We start from the raw sequence: 18,244 nt of genomic DNA, 5'->3' as shown, positions 1-18,244 counted from the left end.
CAATGTATATGGTTCAAACCTTGTACGATTTAGAAAACTGCGGCATTGGTTCAGAAGTTCAATTATATACAAATCCAAACACAGCAATACAACATGCCATAGAAGCGAAAAACAAACACATTTTAGAATTTCATATGGATGAAGAACCTGAAGTGTACGAACCATTTGTTAAGTATGAAATATACTCTATCACTGTCCAAAATGACGAAAACTTTTGGTCAGTTACTGTTAAGGAAATAAATCTTTACTGAAGGGATGATAAAAAAATGGAATCATCTAAAAAGTCCTCCCAAGAACCTGGCTTTATAACAATTTGGGGACGGGCAGGAATATCATTTAAACTAACTAACGAGGAAATGCATAAAATCCACGCTGACCCGGACTGCTTTTCATCTATTATGACAGTCGTCCTTTCAGAGAAAAGATACGAGTTTGATGGGGAAACGTATTTTCCTGAAGAAGCCGGAGAAAATGAAGTGCTTTACACCGATAATGTTACATCTGAATTTTGCTGTTAATGTTAATAGACATTACGGCAAACAAACCAGCATGAAAATCATGCTGGTTCGCATGGTAGGAAAACTAAAGTTTTCCTTGATTAAAAGCAGGCATCGAGCCTGCTTGAAGGTTGCTAAAGCAACCTTTAAAACCTCCCCCCTGATTTTGCTAGCGCAAAAACAGGGGGAAAACCAAAATCAATTTGCTATAATGAGCGTAACTGAAGATGCAGCCACATCTCAGTTACAAAATCATTCTGCTGATCAGTGTGTTTTAATACACTGATCTTACTTTTTAAGTGCCGTTAAAATTAATGTGAACATCCCAACTAAAACTGTTGCTGTAGTTCCATTCGTAGCAATTAACAACTGTAGTACCTCATTTGTATCCATTTGACACCACCCCCTCTTTATATTTCAAAGCATAGCACATCCTTTTTTCCATTTGTGATCCGTTGTTATCAAGATTAATTGGGGTCCCCCTGCGGGTCTGCTCCCGGACTGTAAGCCGGCCAAAAACGCCGGCCAACATTCCGCGGCATCTCGCTTCCCTCTAAAATGCCCGATAACATACATCTGTAAGCTTCCGGATTGCCTGCGGCGGATCCTGAAGCAACAGCTGCATTGTTCCTGGCCATTTCTCCACGAGTGAACGAGGACGGAAGATCAAAAGAAGCAGAAAGGCTCCCGTAAAGCTCCGGTCGCATTTCTGCAAGACGAATGCCGACATCCGCCGGCATGATTAAATCCTTTTTTAGACGCCTTTTTTGTTTTTGTCCAGCCAAACGCCCCCATTCTTGGCCAGCTGAAGCTGTCCGGGGGCTTTAGCATTTCACATTCAACATCGGCAAGCAACACACCGGGCACGCCCGCCGCGTTACTATCCGTGTTTCATAAAAGCACACAAGGGCCGCCAATTTTTTTGTGAACGGACAGCTGCACGCATCTGTCACAAATAAATTGGTCTTAACGATCCGTAAAGGGCTGCAGAACATCCCTTAACGGCTCATAACCCTTGTGTGCTTTTTAGCTGTGAATGCAATTCGGCCTCCGCAAAAACAAAAAAGTCTTAAAAAAGGAGGACAAAATGATCATAGTCAAGATCGATTTTGGTGATTATCAATTAAATGTTTATTTAGAAGGTGATTACCAAAAAGAGCAAAAACGATTAGGTGATGCTTTTGAGGAAGCAATGTATAAAAAAGCTATTGCCCAAACCAAAAAGGATGGGTGGGCTTTGCCTCCACTTAAACGTTTTTTTGAAGTTACAGAATAAAAACGGTAGAAATCAAGAACACACGTACAAGGGTTATCGGTTGGGGGTTGGTCTCCCCTTCCACTCAATTTTTAATCAAGGGGCGAAAATGAGTGACTAAACAAGAAATAGCGCTGGTATTAGCCAGATACATTACAGATTTAGAACTAGACCTTAAATTAACAGAGGAAGAAAAAGAACTTGCTAACTGTCCATTTGAAGTTCAACTCTACCAAGAAAAATGCAAAGTAGTTCTAGACAAATTGCAACTGTTGTCTGACATACGGCAAGATTTACGAATTCCTGATGTTAAGTTTTGGCGAGCATTAAAAATGATTGAATATGAAAACAAAAAAGGAGTGTCTATGTAATGGCAGTAAAAACGTACGTAAAACCTGAAATCACAAAGAGATATAACGAGTTGCACATGTACAAATACAATCCCGATCACCAAATTCAGTATTATGCAAACAAATTTAAAAACGATCTAGCACCTCTAGTTCAAAATGAAGACCAAAGAGATTATTTTCTAAATAGGTTGATGGAGTTTGAAAAATTTTTAACTCAGCGAATGGAGAAATCACTTACCATGATCAAAACACCAAGTCCCTTGATTACCGGACGGGCAAACTATCCATTTGAAAGAAAGCAAAAGGAATTAGCTCGAAAAGACAATTATGATCGAGAAACAACTGAAAAGATGACACGGTTTATTCAAAACACAAAGAAACATCTTGGCTCCTTAGAGAAGCCCGAAGAAAAAGCAGTAAAGGCATATTCTGAATTCAGAAAAGATTGTATAAGAATCCGCCTAATAAAAGAAGGTAAAATGCCTGGATATGATATTACGTTATTCAAAAACAGTCTCGTCACCAAATTAAAAAGACTATTCAAAGAAGGACACAACAAGGAAGAGTTATACAAGATATTTGAAGCAGAAGGCATGACAAAAGTTTTCACAAAACGTCACAGCATCTATAAACTCTTTCAAGCTGAAGAAAAAAAGCCGCACTATCCCACTTTGACTTATGAACAGTGTCGCGTAGTCGCTGATGAAGAAAGCGACAGATTAAAAATTATCTTTTCTGATGATCAACGGCCCGACGATCAATTAAAAGATAAATTAAAGAAAAACACATTTAGATGGTCACCACGCTCACAAGCCTGGCAAAGAAAATTAACAATGAATGCATATAGGGCCGCAAAGGCTATATTTGAATAGAAACTCGGTAGAGATTAAAAACACAAGCACAAATCGGACAGGATTCGTCTACCTGTCCCTCTATATAAATTCGGAGGGGAACAATATGGAGTACCTAGTAGTTTGCGAAATTGAAGTAGATGCCAATTCAGAAGAAGAAGCAGCCGAAGAAGCTATCGAAAGCTTTAAATCGTTAATCACGGAAGGTTCATTATACGTTGAAGTGAAAAAATTATAATACTACCGTCATACTTTATTGAACGGTTCAGCAAGGAGTTTTTGCAATGACAAAAAACAAATTATTAAACGCCTTAACACTATTCAAAACTTCCGCACGGGAGATTTCTGATTTATGGGATGAATCTGATGATGTTACGTTTAACAAACTTAATGAGGGTTTTCCATTCGATCAAGATTTTTGTGAAGTAGTTGAAAAAATTGAAAATTGGTTAATTACGCAACAAGAACTGCTCAAATAACAAAAAGAAGTTACCGCGCTACATAGCGCGGTAAGCTCGTTACGCAAGGTCGGAAAACTAAAGTTTTCCTTGATTAAAACGCAGGCATCGAGCCTGCTTGGAGGTTGCTAAAGCAACCTCTAAAAACATTAAAACCTTCTCTGGTGGTTTTGCTGCGCAAACCACCAATCAAAACCTTGTAAGCTTCTTCTTTATATCTTCTCTGCTATAATTACAATAACTTTATATCATGATGACTACTGATGCTGGAACATCTTCAGTCACCCTTTTAAGATCAGTTTTTAAGCTGATCTTTTTAATTACCTGTAGCAATCAAAATAACTTTAAACATACCAAACAATATTGTGGCCGTAAATGAATTTGTAATTAAGACAAGCCTTAACATCCACAGCAGTTCCTCTTTATTCATATTATTTCTCCTTTCTCCCTTACTGATTTTTTCCATTCCGTTTAACCTCCTTCCTTCGATTAGTCTTATTTTTCTTTTACACTTCATAACTTGCATTAAGCTATTATTTTGGGACATTAAATTTCAAACCCCTCTCTTACATGTTCACTAGATAATATTCGCAATTTTTTTATACCGCACAATTAAGGGAAAATTTCTACCCTCATTATTAACTGCGAAGCGATTTTTAAAATGGCACAAATTTATGGTGAAAACCTCTTCTAATTCTAACTGCGTATTATTCTTTCAAAATGGACATCATCAGTTACTATAAGTTGCGTATCTACTTCTAAAAATGGTTAAAAATTTCCCTTGGGTCCCCCTGCGGGTCTGCTCCCGGACTGTAAGCCGGCTAAAAACGCCGGCCAACATTCCGCGGCATCTCGCTTCCCTCTAAAATGCCCGATAACATACATCTGTAAGCTTCCGGATTGCCTGCGGCGGATCCTGAAGCAACAGCTGCATTGTTCCTGGCCATTTCTTCACGAGTGAACGAGGACGGAAGATCAAAAGAAGCAGAAAGGCTCCCGTAAAGCACCGGTCGCATTTCCGCAAAACGTATGCCGGCAGCCGCCGGCATGATTAAACCCTTTTTTAGACGCCTTTTTTGTTTTTGTCCAGCCAAACGCCCCCATTCTTGGCCAGCTGAAGCTGCCCGGGGGCTTTAGCATTTCACATTCAACATCGGCAAGCAACACGCCGGGCACGCCCGACGCGTTACTATCCGTGTTTCATAAAAGCACACAAGGGCCGCCAATTTTTTTGTAAACGGACAGCTGCCCGCAGCTGTCACAAATAAATTGGTCTTAACGATCCGTAAAGGGATGCAGAACACCCCTTAACGGCTCGTAACCCCTTGTGTGCTTTTTGGCTGTGAATGCAATTCGGCCTCCGCAAAAACAAAAAAGTCTTAAAAAAAGGAGAGACACATTGTGGGGAAATCAGTTTATGAAATCATCACGGAGAAAATTATTGCACAACTTGAAAAGGGTGTTGTTCCTTGGCATCAGCCCTGGACAAATTCCTGTGCAGCAGTTAACTGGAAAACACAAAAGCCTTATCGCGGTATCAATAACTTTTTAGTCCCTCCTGGGGAATACGCTTCTAAAAAACAAATCTTAGAAGCTGGCGGCCGCATCAAAAAAGAAGAATTTAAAAACTCACATATCATTGTGTTCTGGTTATGGAAAGAGTTTGAAGACGAAGAAACAGAAGAAAAAAAGAAATTTGCAAAGCCTATCTACTACCGCGTATGGGATATCAATAAACAATGTACCGGGCTAAAAAGTAAACGAAAACAAGAAACGTATAATCACGATCCCATTGAAAAAGCTGAAGAAATTATCAATAACTATCCCAATGGTCCAACCTACACCTTTGAACCTGGAGAAGCTGCATACTTTCCAACACTCGATAAAATCAATTGTCCGCCAATACAAGATTTTAAAGTGCCAGAAGAATACTACTCGACTCTTTTCCACGAAATGATACACAGTACAGGCCACAAAAGTCGCCTAGCAAGAACCTTTGGTACATTTGGTGACGAGAAATATTCTAAAGAAGAGCTAGTGGCAGAAATGGGTGCAGCTATGCTGTGCGGCATTGCCGGGATAGAAAACAATACCATTGAGAATAGTGCAAGCTATATCAAATCCTGGCTTTCTGCATTAAAAGACGATAACCGCCTGATATTCCATGCATCTGCACAAGCCCAAAAAGCTGTTGACTATATTTTAGGAAATACAGAAGAAGATCAAATAAGTACGGCAAGTTAAATACAGGTAGGAATCAAAAACACAAGCACAAGGAAAAACTCGCGGGGCTGGTCCCCCCGCATTTACTTATGGACAGCAAAAATCAAAGGAGGAAAAAACATGAAAACATTTCGAAAAGGTGCAAAAGTACAGCTTTTAGTTGATCACGATTCACCGTGGGGGTACTTCCCAAAAGGTACAATAGGGAAAGTTATTTGGCATGACAAAGAAGATGAGGAGATGTCACACGTAGAAGTTGATTTTTACTATAAAGATACGGAAGCTCTTTTACGTGAGGATGAAAGTTTATCTTTCTGGGACGTGGAAGATGGTCCAATAATTCACGAAAAAGACTTAAAACTCGTGAGTTCAAATTAGGCGCAAAATTTGTTGCGGCTAAAATCGCAACCGGCTTTTGCCGGTTACGCAAGGTCGGAAAACTAAAGTTTTCCTTGATTAAAACGCAGGCATCGAGCCTGCTTGGAGGCTGCTAAAGCAGCCTCTTAAACCCAAAAGAAGCAGAAAGGCTCCCGGAAAGCCCCGGTCGCATTTCCGCAAAAAGAATGCCGGCAGCCGCCGGCATGATTAAATCCTTTTTTTAGACGCCTTTTTTGTTTTTGCTCAGCCAAACGCCCCCATACTTGGCCAGCTGAAGCTGTCCGGGGGCTTTAGCATTTCACATTCAACATCGGCAAGCAACACGCCGGGCACGCCCGCCGCGTTACTATCCGTGTTTCATAAAAGCACACAAGGGTCGCCAATTTTTTTGTAAACGGACAGCTGCCCGCAGCTGTCACAAATAAATTGGTCTTAACGATCCGTAAAGGGCCACAGAACACCCCTCAACGGCTCGTAACCCCTTGTGTCCTTTTGACTGTGAATGCTGATTGGCTCTCCAAGCAAAACCAAAAAAGTCTTAAAAAAAGGAGAATGAATCATGAAGAAAGCTATGTCATGGCATTTGGATGTGTCCGATCATCTAACGCCTCACTTGAACCGTACTATCACTCTACCAGAAACGGATTTTATTGCCGCAGATTTAGACTATAATACTATGGCATTCAATAAAACTGACAATCAAATTGTCTTCACGGAATCAAGTACATTTCCGCAGCACAATCTTGTCATTCAATTCCTGCCGGCTGGCACATCAGGAATTTTAGATGTAATTAAAATTACAGCCATATTCCTCTCAGCTAAAAAAACGCTCAAAGGAGAAAGAACATGCTAACTCGAAAGTTAATGCAAGCTCTGGCCGTCCTGGTCATCCTACTTAGTGGATGCCAGGGCGTTAGCAGCAGCCATTCTGGAACAACTGAAAAGGCCGTTGATCTATCTGATAAAATTGAGGTAACAGTTAGACGCGTTATAGATGGAGACACATTTATTGCCGATGTTAATGGTACTGAGGAAAGAATCCGTTTAATATTGGTCGATACTCCGGAAACAGTCCATCCAACAAAAGCAGTGCAGCCTTATGGAAAAGAAGCTTCAGCCTTTTCAAAAAAGACGTTAGAGAATCAAAGTGTTTATCTGGAATACGACAAAGAAAAGCGTGATAAATATGATAGGCTATTGGCATACGTATTTTTAAAGGACGGGACCTCATTTAACAAAATTCTTTTAGAGAAGGGCTATGCTCGTTTAGCTGTTTTTCCGTCCAACACTAAATATGAGGATGAATACAAACAAGCTGAAGAAACAGCAAAAAACAAAAAATTAGGCATTTGGAATAACAATTAAAGGAGGGGTTAATGATGGACATTAGAGAAACAAATGACCAATTTTATAAAGGATTAATAGAGCATTATAAAAGCATTGGAGATACTGAAAATGCTAAGAAAACAGAAGAATTCTATGAAAGTTTAAGATCCCAAAGACAGAATTTAGATGAAGATAATAAACGTATTATTCGCGAACTTACTGAATAACCTTTTGATTTTCACTAACTGAGGAGAGAATAATGAAATGAAAACTTGCCCATACTGCGGTAGCCCCGTAGCAAAAGAAAACGAAGCTAACTATTATGAATGTGATTTCTGCATGATTAACATAAAAGACGCTGAAGAAGATGGCAACCGCAAAACAGTTCCCTTCCGTGAAACTGCCGATGAAGAGGACCTTTACAAGACTACACCTGAATTAATGACTTTTCACACATATGAGTTGCTTTGCTTATTAAAGCTTATCAGACAAAAACGCAGCCAAAAGTATAATGAACTTTATAAGAAGACAGCGACCGGTAACACTGATTCACAGGAATCCAGGAATGATTATCAATTCCTCACAAAGAAAATGAATATCGTTGAAAATCTCTTGCTACAAAGACTTGGATATATTCCGGATAGTCTATATGATTCTTTTCTTAAAAAGTACCTGGATAAGATTAAGAACGGCAAAAAGACCAATGAAAAAATGAAGATATACTCCAAGTAACATACCTGGTTTACATATCTCATCGCTATGTGTATCATAAATATAATCGATCTTTGTGCTTGAGGATTGATTTTTACCGTTTACCGGCCCCGGAATTAGACCCTCCGGGGTGTTTTATTTTCTTATGATAAACCATAGAGCTGTACATGTTGAAACCCATTAAGTACCAGGTTCAAATGACTTTAAAGATCACCGCCCTTCACTTATTATTTCAAAAGGGAGGTGATTTTTTGTTTATATCCCCTATGCTACTGGAATCCACAAAAGAACCATTCGATGATGACTCTTACATTAGTGAGCTTAAATTTGATGGTATACGGATTGTACTATCGAAATTCAATAATCAAATAAAACTTTATACGCGTCACAATAATGAGGTTAGCAGCAAGTTTCCTGAGTTATTGAATTTAGATGTTCCTGACGGTACGGTGTTAGATGGCGAAATAATCGTAACAGGTGACGATGGATCTCCTGACTTTGAGGCTGTCATGGAAAGGTTTATGTCCAATAAGTCCCCACATAAGATCGTATATTGCATTTTCGATGTTATATACTCAAACGGCCAATCCATCGCATCAAGCCCACTAACGCAACGTAAAGAAGTGCTTAAAGGTCTTGAAATAAACCATCCGAATGCTTTTGTACTTGAAGGGATAAGAGGAAATGGTGTCTCCTATTTCAATATGGTTAAAGAAAAAGGTTTAGAGGGCATCGTCCTAAAAAAAGCATACTCATCATATGAAATCGGAAAACGCTCTAGGAACTGGATTAAAGTCATTAATTATGACTTTACTGAAGTGCTGATAACCGGCTACACACGTAAAGATATAAAATTTCTGCTGTCTTACCAAGATGGCACCCCAGCTGGCATGATGGAATTTATGCCAAAGTCAGAGCGACATAAGTTTCATTTAATGAAAAAATTAAAGTCTGAAACTGAAGATTTTGTTTTTGTTGAACCTATCTCGTGCAATGTTAAACATCGCTTTATGACCAAACACGGGAAACTTCGTTTACCTTCATTCGTTTCTTGGAGAGAGTAACCTCTCCATTACATAACCACTCCCCCACTCTTTTTTAAAAGAATTCCGCGCAAAAAATCTAAAATAACCCACTAACACTGTTACAAAGTAAATTTGTTAATGAGTAAACCTGTTACACTGTTACAATCAAGGGAACCTTTCTATATCAACGTTTCAACCTCCCTCTTCGCAAATTTTTAATGTCGCTAACGTATAAGATCAAGGATGTCGCGGGCCTCATCGTATTTCCAGGTGCCGCGCTCCCGATACCTGGCATCGATCTCTTTCTTCAGCTTCCGCAGCACCGGCGCAGCGCGCCTGCTTTCCTGGATTCCGGATGCGGCCGGATCTTACCTTCAGCTGCAGGTGCTCCGATACCTGGCATCGATCTCTCTTCAGCTTCCGCAGCACCAGCGCAGCGCGCCTGCTTTCCTGGATTCCGGATGCGGCCGGATCTTACCTTCAACTGTTTAGGATACTGACACACGGTCTTTTCCTGCCTATAAACAAAAAATCGTCCTTTAATAAAAGGACGATTACTATTTTAACGATTTTCCTGATCAGATTTAATTTGATTTGACTTATTCAATAAATCATTTAAAGACCGAACATTCGAATTCATTTTAGAAATTGTTCTTCTTAGATTTTGAGAAGGAATATACTTACCATCGGCTGTAATTTTTCTAGCCCTAGTTCCGGCAGAACCTTTAACTTTTCTTGCCCTTACAGCTGGGGAACGTTTAACAACAACCGAGCCAGAGCTACTGTAATTCGCAAGTTCTCTACTCATTAGTGCTCCCTCCTATCAGCAAGTTCAAAAATTCAAAATAGAGTTGGTGTTTATCCATTATAGCACATTCAACCTCTTGTGCGTATGCTTCAGCACGCTTTACATTCCAATCCTCTTCAAGTGAAAAATGAAGGCATAGAACAAAGTTATCAATGGCCTCAGTGATGTAGAATGTCTTTTTATCTTCCCTGTAAGTAATTAATCGTTCACCTTGATTGAAGGCATCAACAACATGAATTCCCTCTTCGTATAATGCAAATACTTCCGGAGCTGTTATATCTCCTGCTTTTCCGACCAATCTTAATGTTTCTCCATCCTGAAAGTATAACGAAGCAGCATAACAAGAATTGATATGATTAACGACTACTGGGTTTGTATCTTTAGCCTGTATGATGTCGTAACTGTGGTTAAGAAATTCAATCCCTTGTTTTAAAAAGTTTGACCAATCTTGTTGCTCTTTATTCAATATTAAATTTCTTTGATGGAGCATAGTAAGAGTGTGTTCGGCGTATTCTACTAAATATGACTGCTGCTCTTCAATCTCAGTTAACTCGTCTAACCTAGGGATAAAGTCAACAACCGTCTTTAAAGAATTGCTAATCATTTGTGCAATTTGTTTAGCTTCTTTTTCCGATTGTGCATAATCAAATTCATACAACCAATACCTTTTTTTATAAATGTCATATAAAAATGCCCAAACAAAAGGATCAGCAGCTTCTAAGTGTCTTTTAACCATTCCATCCTGACTGGCGATCCAGCTTTCAAAAGGGTCAAAGGGTGAATCAGGTGGCCTATGGTTCTCTTCAATGTATTGGTTATATAGTGAATCAAAATCCTTTTTTAATTCAAAGAACCTCTTTTTGATATCCGGATTTACGAAAACCAAAATGTGCTTTTTCTTTTTCCAAGCTTCTTGGAATTCCAAGTATGTAGGTGTTACATTCCCCCACCTTAATTCCGGTTCTTCACCTGATTTAGTGTTTATCAGTAATATGACGATGTCGCTTTTCTCAACTACTTCGATGCAATGCTTCATTGTATCCGGCTTCCATGTCCCAAAATCTTCTTCTTCAAAGATGGGTACCTCATGGCCACATTCCTCTAAGTGTTTTTTGATGATTTTTCTCGGTGTCTTTAAGGACTCTTCGTAAGCTGAACTGATAAATATTCTCGTCTTATCAATAACCAGCGTGCTCTCCCCCTCTCACTTCCATATGAAAATTATACCTTTTGATACAAGCAGAAGAAATCCCAAAACAAGAGCCATTGGGATAAATCCCAATGACTGCGCCTATATCTTTTCTAGTTTTAAAATGGAGTTATCTTCAGCAACATTCTTTACTGCCGCGCGTTGCTTTTTTATGAACTGTTTTTCAAATTCAATAATTTCCTTAGCATGTTTAACATCGACTTTAAATAATTGATTTTTCTCTCTACGATAAGGTTTAATTGTGTTTTCAGCTTCTCTTCTAATTGACACAATGATATCGGTTACTTCATCGCGAAGAGCTTTAATCTCTTTTATATGAGGATCATCATATTCACCATAGATTAGAGATATCAGTTGATCAAATATTATTTTCAACGAGTCATCATAGCGTATAAGCTGAATGTATACTTTGAAATAAGCTTGTGGAAAATTCCTTACCAACAAATCATTCTTATTAGAAAAATCAAAGCGTGGACCCTCTAAACTAAGAACACCCAACAGATCTTTAAGATTATCCACCAATGTCGTAAAACTTACATCCTTGTTTGGACGCTGTATAATAGCATCCATATAATGTTTTAATTTTTTTTGTATCTGCAAATAATCTCTAATTGACTTTTTACTCGCATTGAATCTTTTAGAAAGCCTCCTTTTAGCGAAAATTTTATTGGATATTTCCTTTACACCATCCAAAATATCTTCTCCAACTGAAAACGACACTAAAGGCAATAATACCAACAATACAGCTAAAATATATTCCATACTATCTCCTTCCTATGCACAAGCCAATTGAACGATCTTAAAAATAAGAAACATTCCTGCGACCACAAGTGCCACACTTATTAATCCCGCAAATAATCTAAATAGAGCATACACTCCAACAATACCAACGAAAATCAGTAAAGCGCCAAAGACCAATTTCACCAACAGAAGGAATAAAATATGCCTGAATAAAACTAATAGCGTAATCACCAGCGCAATGGCCAACATGTATTTTATTTTTTTTGACATCATGAATTCCCCCTGTTAGTAGTCGTCAAATCATAAGTCTAATGACTTCACAGCCTGGTCCTTTTGATCCTGTGTAATTCCGATATATCTTAATGTAATGCCCGCGCTACTATGATTGAACATATCCATCAGGAGCGTGATATCAGTTCCATTCTTGTATTGATGATAACCAAAGGTTTTCCGCAATGAATGCGTCCCAATGTTTTTTAAGCCTATTGTGTCTGCAGCAGCCTTAATGTTCCGCCAAGCAGTCACCCTGGTAATCGGCTTATCTTTAGATTTCTGGCCGGTAAAAAGATAATGGTCAAGGTTCCCCTCATACCGGTGATGAACATATTGAACAATTGCTTTTCGGACACCTTTAGTCATAGCAATTTTATTGTGTTTCCCTGTTTTGGTTTCTCTCAATTCAAAGTAATCAAGGGGCTTCATTTTTTCGTCAATAACATCTTTGAATTTCAAATGAATTAAGTCACTAATCCGAAAAGCAGTATTTATTCCGATAATGAAATATACGGCGTCACGTTCATTCATCGAATAAAGTAGCTTTTTCATGTTGTCTATATCTTTTCTGTTTCGGATCGGTTCAACTAAATTCATACAAATTACCTCTTCGTTTTAAATTAAGTCATGTGAAATCTAAATTCACAGTCCTTTTTGCATTACTTCTATTGTAATAGTGCTGCTGTTAGTTGAACAGTTTTTTCAATATCCCTACCTGTTAATATCTTTCATGTATAAAGGTTACAAACCCTAATATCACGACAACAATAAATACAAGAAATCCACCCATAATATTAAAGAAAATAGAATGTTGAATGAAGAATGCCTTAAATTCATTTGGGAAAATCGCTTGAATTATGCATAAAGAGGCCACAATAGCACCAACAACGATACTTACGATAAATCCTAAAAAATTTTTCTCTTTTCTTTCCATAAGCGCCTCCTATTTTCAACGATTGCTTAATAATTTATACTTAATTAAGGGCTGAAGCAGCCCCTTTTCCTTACTCTTCGGGATTTCTGTTTGGCGACTGATCCCGGAGGGTTATAGTAGTTCAATTTTATCCTTATAAAGTTTAATCGGTATTCTTAGCCCGACTTGTTTTTGATCATAAACTTCTTTAGGAACAGTTATGTCGTAGTTTTTTTCGTCTGCGTAAATTTTAATGTAATAACTCTCAGTTGATGCCCCCGGTGTAGCTGCAGACATCATATAAGTTCCACCACCTATAACAACCGGTGTTACCGTAAAATCCATACTCGAATCTGTAGTAGAATATTTGTCAATCACTAAAGCATCCAGCTTCTTTCCCTTCTTTAACACATTTTCTTTCTCAATTCTTGCTTCTTCTGCTGCCTTTTCTGTAATACTTTTAAAATCTTTATCCATCTTTGTAAGGGTTTCGTCAGTCTCATGTACCATCCAATAGAAACCTCCACACAAAAACAATAGAAAAGTAATGAAAAGACCGGTAAACGATAAAACTTCTCTCATGGTCTAATTTCTCCTTTCATGTCATTAAAAAGGAAGGTCATCATCACTAACATCAATAGGCTTTCCACCTGTAAATGGATCTCTCCCCGCACCTACATCAGCAAAATCTTCCCGGTTGTTACTTTGACCTTTAAAGCTTTGATCATATCCTGGATTGGCTCCATTCTGGTTTTTGTTCTTGGGTTCTAAAAACTGAACGGTCTCAGCTAACACCTCAGTTACCCATACACGATTACCTTGGTTATTATCATAAGTCCGGGTCTGAAGACGGCCGTCAACTCCTGCCATACTCCCTTTTTTTAAAAAATTAGCAACATTTTCAGCTGTCCTTCTCCATGCCACACAATTTATGAAATCTGCATCACGTTGACCTGATTGGTTTGTAAACGTACGATTTACAGCCAAAGTAAAAGTGACAACCGGTGTTCCTTGTGGGGTATACCGAAGATCCGGGTCCTTTGTTAGTCTTCCTACTAGAACTACTCTGTTCAACATTTAATTTTCCCCTCCAAATCTATAATGTTCAGATCATTTATAAACCCAGCAACCAATGATTTATCCCTTATCATGCTATTTAACTGATTGAGGAAAAGCATCATTCCATTTCTTGTTTTTTCGGTATACTCCAGTTGCATATCGTCAAATTTTATGTAGAGACACTTTCCTCTTGGAGTATCAGTAATCCCAGCGTCAAACAAAAACTTTACTTTGTTAAGTTTTTCCGCAATCCTGGTAGCAGCTTCTTTACGACTAACCTTCACTTCCCAACACTGAATATCCATTTTTTCACCTCTCTTCCTCTTTTTGAAAATGTAACACAATATTATTATAACATATGTTGTGTTACATTTTTATACTTTATTTTAACTTTTTCAAAAAAAAAAGAGTGCTAACCCCTTGATACATAAGGGATCAGCACTCATTTAAAAATGTAACACAATAACATTGTGTTACATTTCTTCAAATCGATAATAGCCTCTTCGTGGTTTTTTTACTGAAGGATTTTTTTCCATAATCGATCTCATAAAATTCGTCATGTTTAGTATTTGCATATTTGTCTCTTTCTCGACCTGGCTCCTAAGTTCATCAGCAGACAAACCGTCTGAATTGACTTTCAAAATATTAACGGCAACATGCTTTCTTATGTCTCTTTCGGGTTTTGACTTTTGATGAATTTCTAGCGAGGCTAATTGTTTAAGATCCGGAAGGTTTTTATACTCTACTCTATCGATTTCTCTTAGGCGCTCAAATATCTTATTTCGTTGTTTCTGGTACTCCTTGATCATCGCTGTTTCATCTTTGTCTATTTTTTTTAGACGTTCTTCCAACGCTTTCCTTTCTGTAAACATTTACCTCTCTCCTTTGTAATCTCCAGACAACAGCTTTATTTTTTCAACTATTAACTGTAGAGTCGGATTATGAACAATATTTGTTTTAGGAATACGAGAAACGGTTAGTGCCAGTTTCTCTAATTCGACAAGTATTGACAAGCGATTAAAATAAATTAAGTGCTCAGGGAGATTATGCAAAGCATCCGACATCCTATAACACACATCATTTACTATTGCTTGTTCCCTTTTAGGAAAATGTCCATTACCTGATATTGAACGGATATATAGGAGACCAAAATTTAATAAGTCTAGCCCTATACGCTTTAATTGTTCATCACTTATACTTACTTCTTTATTTACCAACTTTTTATCTCCCTTCTTTAGCTGAAAGAATGTGTCCGAGAATATTCAGCTCTATAAGTTATTTATCCTCTCGCTCCTGGATCACTGGCATTGATCTCTTCTTCAGCTTCCGCATCATCGGCGCAAAGCACCTGGCTTCCTGGGTTTCCGGAACCGGCAGCATCTTAATACAATAAGAAAAATAAAAAAGCTCCCTGAAGTGAGGGAGCTTGTCTTCAAAAAATTACCGTTCTCTGCTGTTTCTTCGTTGTGCGCTTGGGCTACTGCGCTTCAATGTAGGATTCTCTTGAATAGTCACTTGCATCTTACCCTTACGAGGCTGCGGCTTAGATTTTTCAGCCTCTTGCTTTAATGACTGTTCTAATTCTCGGACTTCCATAAATTTATTCAGGACGCCTATTGTATCACGTTCCGTCAGCAAGCCGATGTGTTTAAGGAAATCCTTCTCGTGATTCATCCATTTAAGTTCCCGTTCCTGCAAAACAACCCATGATTCCTTATCCAAACCAGCTGCTTTCCAGTCAGCAATTGGATACTTATACTTAGAAAAATTCTTGTTGTTATTATTAGATGTAATGTAACCGATCAGGACCTCCGGCTCGAAAGCACCTTCAATGGATTTTTTTGAACCTAAAACAAGGACAGGCCGCGCTTTACGACCTGTCCCATCTCTAAATTCAGTTATCGCTAAATGTATATTGCCTAGCTCTAATTTTTTTGGATCTGTTTCAGCCAATTATCTTAATTCCTGGTGAAGTTCATTATTTTCATCTAACAGGATAGTCCCGTCAGCGTTTCGTTCCGGGTAGTTCTCCGGACGATTATATTGGGGGTCAGCCAGCAGTTCTTTCATTTTCTCATGAGCTTGCTCAATTGTTTTTATCTTTTCCATACAATTGACCTCCCTTTCTCTATAATATATTATACCATTTTAGCGATACTGAAGATACCTTTTTCCCTTGTTATCCCTTGATTAATTCAGGTAAATCGGTGTTTTATCACCCCCTAACAAGCAGATTTTTTTTGCTCCTATGTTGCTTTTGAGAATGTGTTTTTTCTCGTTGTTTTGAGGCAGCTCTACGGACCTTCAGCACATCATTCCAATCCTTAGAAACCTCTTCCACCGGCAGATATCCTAGATCATTATAGTTGTCGTAATAAAGTTGTACTTTCTGTTGCATTTTCACCTGATTAGTCAGATCGACCTCTTTTACATCCTGTTTTAAAACTGATCCTAGATCCGTTTTTCCATTTATAGTGTTAGCTTTTAACGCCCTAGCAGCTTCTTCTATTGCTATTGGCACCTGGATTTCATAAGGTTTTTCACTAGGCAGCTGTTTAGCACCAAAATACTTGCCAAAACCATAACCGTTCGTAATCTCATTTGTATTTCCAAGGTTCGTTTCAGCTTTATGAATAGCAGCTAGGTACTTCCAATCGACCCCATATTGGCTGCCGTATGTTTGATACAGTTCTAAATATTCTTTGGGAATGTGATTGTCTGCCGGGATTAAGTTATGAAATTTGACTTCCTCCCCTTTAACAGAAAACTCATATTGTCGTATTTCATCCATAAATTTGTGGCCAGCATGGTCATTATCAACGCCGAAGTATACTCCTTCTGTCGGAGCCACACCGCGGGATTTCATTGTATGCTTTATCAGGTTGAAAACCGTGTTTTTCTTCACCCCATTCATTGAAATGAGACGGCAATTAGATAATTGGTCTTTATACATTGTCCAATAACTTAACATATCAATAGGCGCCTCAAAAAAATAAAGTTTTTTAGGGACGCCTAATGAGACATTAAAGCCATAATTCCGCTGAGAATTGGGTTTAATTTGTTTAAATGTCGTTCTCTTTCCGTCTTTATTCATTGTAATGGTGCCCTGAAGATCGGCACCTACACGCTTGCCTGTATTCCCCCAAACAAACACACAGTTTTTCTTTTTATCCTGTCTCAATAACCCTTTCGCTATTAGAGCATTAACTATCCCTTTATCGATGCCTCTTTCTTCAGTCAAGTAACGTTCAACTTGTTCTGTAGAGTTATCATGAACGATGTCATAAACGAATTCTTTCTGCGGCTGCTCTTTAACTTCTTTTGTATGCTTATAGTCTTTTTCAGTGAGCATTGATACTGCTTCACGGAAGCTTTTTCCGTAAAATGTTCGAACAAAATCAATTGAATTGCCGTTCTTTCCTTGGGAAAACCACTGAAAGCTGTTTTTCTTTCTATCAATCATTAAGCTGTCGTGTTCAGCGCCCTGATACCATCTATCACTCATCTTAACAAGCTCATAACCATTTGCCTCACAAAAGCCAACAATATCAACTGCAGCTGCTTGTTTTATGACATCTTCACTTACTCTAGGCATTTAAACTCCCCCTTTTTTAGTCATAAAAAAAAGACCAGGATTTATCCTGATCTCACATGTATTTTCTTTAATTTTTAATGCTGTTCACCAACATAAAAAGCCCCCAGCTTTTCAATATCATTATCGAATTCCTTATCAAGTGGCAGCATGTTTATCATGAGGTTCTTATATTCTGGTCCGCAGCAAGCTTCCCGCGCATTATATACATCTATCTGAAACACGGGCACTTGGTTAGTGCCAACTCTGAATTCGTTAAAAACATACCATTCCTCACGCGGGAGCCTTGTTTCTTTTTCTAACCACATGTATTCAGACGTTACGTTTTTGAAACCATAATACTTCTCAAGAAGAAACACTATATCTTTTCCTGCCACACAAATATCATCCCTAACAAGCTGCTCAAATCTAAAATGAATACACCCAATTATCGTTATAAGCTCTAAAAGTTCGTCCTCAAATCTTGAAGGTTCAATGTCCTTTTCGATAAAAAGCAAATAATCTGGATCTCTCTCTTCATTGATATAGTGGTCTAGTTTAAAAATCATTGGCTGCCTCTCCTTTAATTTCAGAA

At 38.3% G+C, this 18,244-nt stretch carries 33 protein-coding genes; 14 read left to right on the top strand and 19 right to left on the bottom strand.

The features are described from left to right. The first annotated feature begins 2 nt into the window (after positions 1–2). Positions 3–251, top strand: a complete 249-nt coding sequence (locus NSQ09_RS22570) for a hypothetical protein (RefSeq protein WP_341032771.1) — start codon at positions 3–5, stop codon at positions 249–251. A 184-nt stretch (positions 252–435) separates the two neighbouring features. Continuing rightward, positions 436–783, top strand: coding sequence for a hypothetical protein (locus NSQ09_RS22565; protein ID WP_341032770.1), 348 nt, complete (start codon positions 436–438; stop codon positions 781–783). Between the two features lie 181 nt (positions 784–964). Here the strand turns inward: NSQ09_RS22565 and NSQ09_RS22560 are convergent, their stop codons facing one another. Further along, on the bottom strand, positions 965–1,282 hold the full coding sequence (locus NSQ09_RS22560) for a hypothetical protein (RefSeq protein ID WP_341032769.1): 318 nt from the start codon (positions 1,280–1,282) through the stop codon (positions 965–967). A 302-nt stretch (positions 1,283–1,584) separates the two neighbouring features. On the opposite strand from NSQ09_RS22560, the gene NSQ09_RS22555 reads away from it, so the two are divergent. The 5 genes from NSQ09_RS22555 (at position 1,585) to NSQ09_RS22535 (ending at position 3,432) form a co-directional block, all read left to right on the top strand. Next, the gene (locus tag NSQ09_RS22555) at positions 1,585–1,773 is read left to right on the top strand and encodes a hypothetical protein (protein ID WP_033881410.1); all 189 of its coding nucleotides are present in this window, start codon (positions 1,585–1,587) and stop codon (positions 1,771–1,773) included. A 92-nt stretch (positions 1,774–1,865) separates the two neighbouring features. Continuing rightward, a complete protein-coding gene (locus tag NSQ09_RS22550; protein ID WP_013603256.1) occupies positions 1,866–2,123 on the top strand; it encodes a hypothetical protein in 258 nt (85 codons plus the stop codon). Further along, complete coding sequence (locus tag NSQ09_RS22545) at positions 2,123–2,974, top strand: hypothetical protein (RefSeq protein ID WP_341032764.1); 852 nt, start codon at positions 2,123–2,125, stop codon at positions 2,972–2,974. The genes NSQ09_RS22550 and NSQ09_RS22545 overlap by 1 nt, the downstream gene beginning before the upstream one ends. An 85-nt stretch (positions 2,975–3,059) precedes the next feature. Next, entirely contained in the window at positions 3,060–3,191 is a 132-nt protein-coding gene (locus NSQ09_RS22540; protein ID WP_013603254.1) for a hypothetical protein, read from the top strand. A gap of 46 nt (positions 3,192–3,237) precedes the next feature. Beyond that, entirely contained in the window at positions 3,238–3,432 is a 195-nt protein-coding gene (locus NSQ09_RS22535; protein WP_013603253.1) for a hypothetical protein, read from the top strand. Between the two features lie 295 nt (positions 3,433–3,727). On the opposite strand, the gene NSQ09_RS22530 is transcribed toward NSQ09_RS22535, so the two are convergent. Beyond that, positions 3,728–3,877, bottom strand: a complete 150-nt coding sequence (locus NSQ09_RS22530) for a hypothetical protein (RefSeq protein WP_013603251.1) — start codon at positions 3,875–3,877, stop codon at positions 3,728–3,730. Positions 3,878–4,232: 355 nt separating this feature from the next. Then, positions 4,233–4,505, bottom strand: a complete 273-nt coding sequence (locus NSQ09_RS22525; RefSeq protein WP_341032759.1) for a hypothetical protein — start codon at positions 4,503–4,505, stop codon at positions 4,233–4,235. A 307-nt stretch (positions 4,506–4,812) separates the two neighbouring features. Between NSQ09_RS22525 and NSQ09_RS22520 the strand changes: the two genes are divergently transcribed. The 7 genes from NSQ09_RS22520 (at position 4,813) to NSQ09_RS22490 (ending at position 9,113) form a co-directional block, all read left to right on the top strand. Next, complete coding sequence (locus tag NSQ09_RS22520) at positions 4,813–5,655, top strand: ArdC family protein (protein WP_341032757.1); 843 nt, start codon at positions 4,813–4,815, stop codon at positions 5,653–5,655. 99 nt (positions 5,656–5,754) lie between these two features. After that, positions 5,755–6,012, top strand: a complete 258-nt coding sequence (locus NSQ09_RS22515; protein WP_225494347.1) for a hypothetical protein — start codon at positions 5,755–5,757, stop codon at positions 6,010–6,012. 559 nt (positions 6,013–6,571) lie between these two features. Continuing rightward, on the top strand, positions 6,572–6,865 hold the full coding sequence (locus tag NSQ09_RS22510; RefSeq protein WP_095431364.1) for a hypothetical protein: 294 nt from the start codon (positions 6,572–6,574) through the stop codon (positions 6,863–6,865). Next, entirely contained in the window at positions 6,859–7,377 is a 519-nt protein-coding gene (locus NSQ09_RS22505) for a thermonuclease family protein (RefSeq protein ID WP_341032750.1), read from the top strand. Before NSQ09_RS22510 ends, NSQ09_RS22505 begins: the two co-directional genes overlap by 7 nt. 11 nt (positions 7,378–7,388) lie before the next feature. Continuing rightward, entirely contained in the window at positions 7,389–7,565 is a 177-nt protein-coding gene (locus NSQ09_RS22500; RefSeq protein ID WP_341032748.1) for a hypothetical protein, read from the top strand. A 37-nt stretch (positions 7,566–7,602) separates the two neighbouring features. Continuing rightward, entirely contained in the window at positions 7,603–8,070 is a 468-nt protein-coding gene (locus NSQ09_RS22495; RefSeq protein WP_341032747.1) for a hypothetical protein, read from the top strand. A 230-nt stretch (positions 8,071–8,300) separates the two neighbouring features. Next, on the top strand, positions 8,301–9,113 hold the full coding sequence (locus NSQ09_RS22490; RefSeq protein ID WP_341032837.1) for an ATP-dependent DNA ligase: 813 nt from the start codon (positions 8,301–8,303) through the stop codon (positions 9,111–9,113). A 268-nt stretch (positions 9,114–9,381) separates the two neighbouring features. On the opposite strand, the gene NSQ09_RS22485 is transcribed toward NSQ09_RS22490, so the two are convergent. From NSQ09_RS22485 to NSQ09_RS22410, 16 genes are all read right to left on the bottom strand, one after another. After that, on the bottom strand, positions 9,382–9,579 hold the full coding sequence (locus NSQ09_RS22485) for a hypothetical protein (RefSeq protein WP_341032745.1): 198 nt from the start codon (positions 9,577–9,579) through the stop codon (positions 9,382–9,384). 57 nt (positions 9,580–9,636) lie between these two features. Further along, positions 9,637–9,882, bottom strand: coding sequence for a hypothetical protein (locus NSQ09_RS22480; RefSeq protein WP_013603240.1), 246 nt, complete (start codon positions 9,880–9,882; stop codon positions 9,637–9,639). Further along, positions 9,875–11,044: a DUF4062 domain-containing protein gene (locus tag NSQ09_RS22475; protein ID WP_282326823.1), complete on the bottom strand. Its 1,170-nt coding sequence runs from the start codon at positions 11,042–11,044 to the stop codon at positions 9,875–9,877. Before NSQ09_RS22475 ends, NSQ09_RS22480 begins: the two co-directional genes overlap by 8 nt. Before the next feature lie 129 nt (positions 11,045–11,173). After that, positions 11,174–11,854, bottom strand: a complete 681-nt coding sequence (locus NSQ09_RS22470) for a hypothetical protein (protein WP_282326738.1) — start codon at positions 11,852–11,854, stop codon at positions 11,174–11,176. Between the two features lie 12 nt (positions 11,855–11,866). Continuing rightward, the gene (locus NSQ09_RS22465; protein ID WP_341032743.1) at positions 11,867–12,106 is read right to left on the bottom strand and encodes a hypothetical protein; all 240 of its coding nucleotides are present in this window, start codon (positions 12,104–12,106) and stop codon (positions 11,867–11,869) included. 27 nt (positions 12,107–12,133) lie between these two features. Then, on the bottom strand, positions 12,134–12,703 hold the full coding sequence (locus NSQ09_RS22460; protein ID WP_282326743.1) for a site-specific integrase: 570 nt from the start codon (positions 12,701–12,703) through the stop codon (positions 12,134–12,136). A 121-nt stretch (positions 12,704–12,824) separates the two neighbouring features. Continuing rightward, a complete protein-coding gene (locus tag NSQ09_RS22455; protein ID WP_282326744.1) occupies positions 12,825–13,040 on the bottom strand; it encodes a hypothetical protein in 216 nt (71 codons plus the stop codon). A 111-nt stretch (positions 13,041–13,151) separates the two neighbouring features. Beyond that, positions 13,152–13,601 (bottom strand): hypothetical protein, encoded by a 450-nt coding sequence (locus NSQ09_RS22450; protein ID WP_341032742.1) that lies wholly within the window; start codon positions 13,599–13,601, stop codon positions 13,152–13,154. A 24-nt stretch (positions 13,602–13,625) separates the two neighbouring features. Beyond that, positions 13,626–14,096 carry a single-stranded DNA-binding protein gene (ssb, locus tag NSQ09_RS22445; protein WP_341032741.1) on the bottom strand — a complete coding sequence of 157 codons (471 nt, stop codon included), beginning with the start codon at positions 14,094–14,096 and terminating at the stop codon, positions 13,626–13,628. Continuing rightward, positions 14,090–14,383, bottom strand: a complete 294-nt coding sequence (locus NSQ09_RS22440) for a hypothetical protein (RefSeq protein ID WP_341032739.1) — start codon at positions 14,381–14,383, stop codon at positions 14,090–14,092. The genes ssb and NSQ09_RS22440 overlap by 7 nt, the downstream gene beginning before the upstream one ends. A gap of 168 nt (positions 14,384–14,551) precedes the next feature. Next, entirely contained in the window at positions 14,552–14,950 is a 399-nt protein-coding gene (locus NSQ09_RS22435; RefSeq protein ID WP_341032738.1) for a Rok-like winged helix domain-containing protein, read from the bottom strand. Then, positions 14,951–15,295: a hypothetical protein gene (locus tag NSQ09_RS22430; protein WP_341032737.1), complete on the bottom strand. Its 345-nt coding sequence runs from the start codon at positions 15,293–15,295 to the stop codon at positions 14,951–14,953. Positions 15,296–15,518: 223 nt separating this feature from the next. Next, a complete protein-coding gene (locus NSQ09_RS22425) occupies positions 15,519–16,031 on the bottom strand; it encodes a hypothetical protein (RefSeq protein WP_341032736.1) in 513 nt (170 codons plus the stop codon). Further along, positions 16,032–16,187: a hypothetical protein gene (locus NSQ09_RS22420; RefSeq protein WP_341032735.1), complete on the bottom strand. Its 156-nt coding sequence runs from the start codon at positions 16,185–16,187 to the stop codon at positions 16,032–16,034. A 106-nt stretch (positions 16,188–16,293) separates the two neighbouring features. After that, positions 16,294–17,673: a DUF3991 domain-containing protein gene (locus NSQ09_RS22415; protein WP_341032734.1), complete on the bottom strand. Its 1,380-nt coding sequence runs from the start codon at positions 17,671–17,673 to the stop codon at positions 16,294–16,296. Positions 17,674–17,747: 74 nt separating this feature from the next. Beyond that, entirely contained in the window at positions 17,748–18,218 is a 471-nt protein-coding gene (locus NSQ09_RS22410; protein ID WP_072176351.1) for a hypothetical protein, read from the bottom strand. Positions 18,219–18,244 lie beyond the last annotated feature (26 nt).

It is taken from the genome of Bacillus sp. FSL W8-1202, assembly GCF_038006165.1.
GTDB classification, from domain to species: Bacteria; Bacillota; Bacilli; order Bacillales; family Bacillaceae; genus Bacillus; species Bacillus subtilis.
The sequence above is the reverse complement of the archived record's forward strand: the minus strand, read 5'-3'. Positions and strand labels throughout refer to the sequence as shown.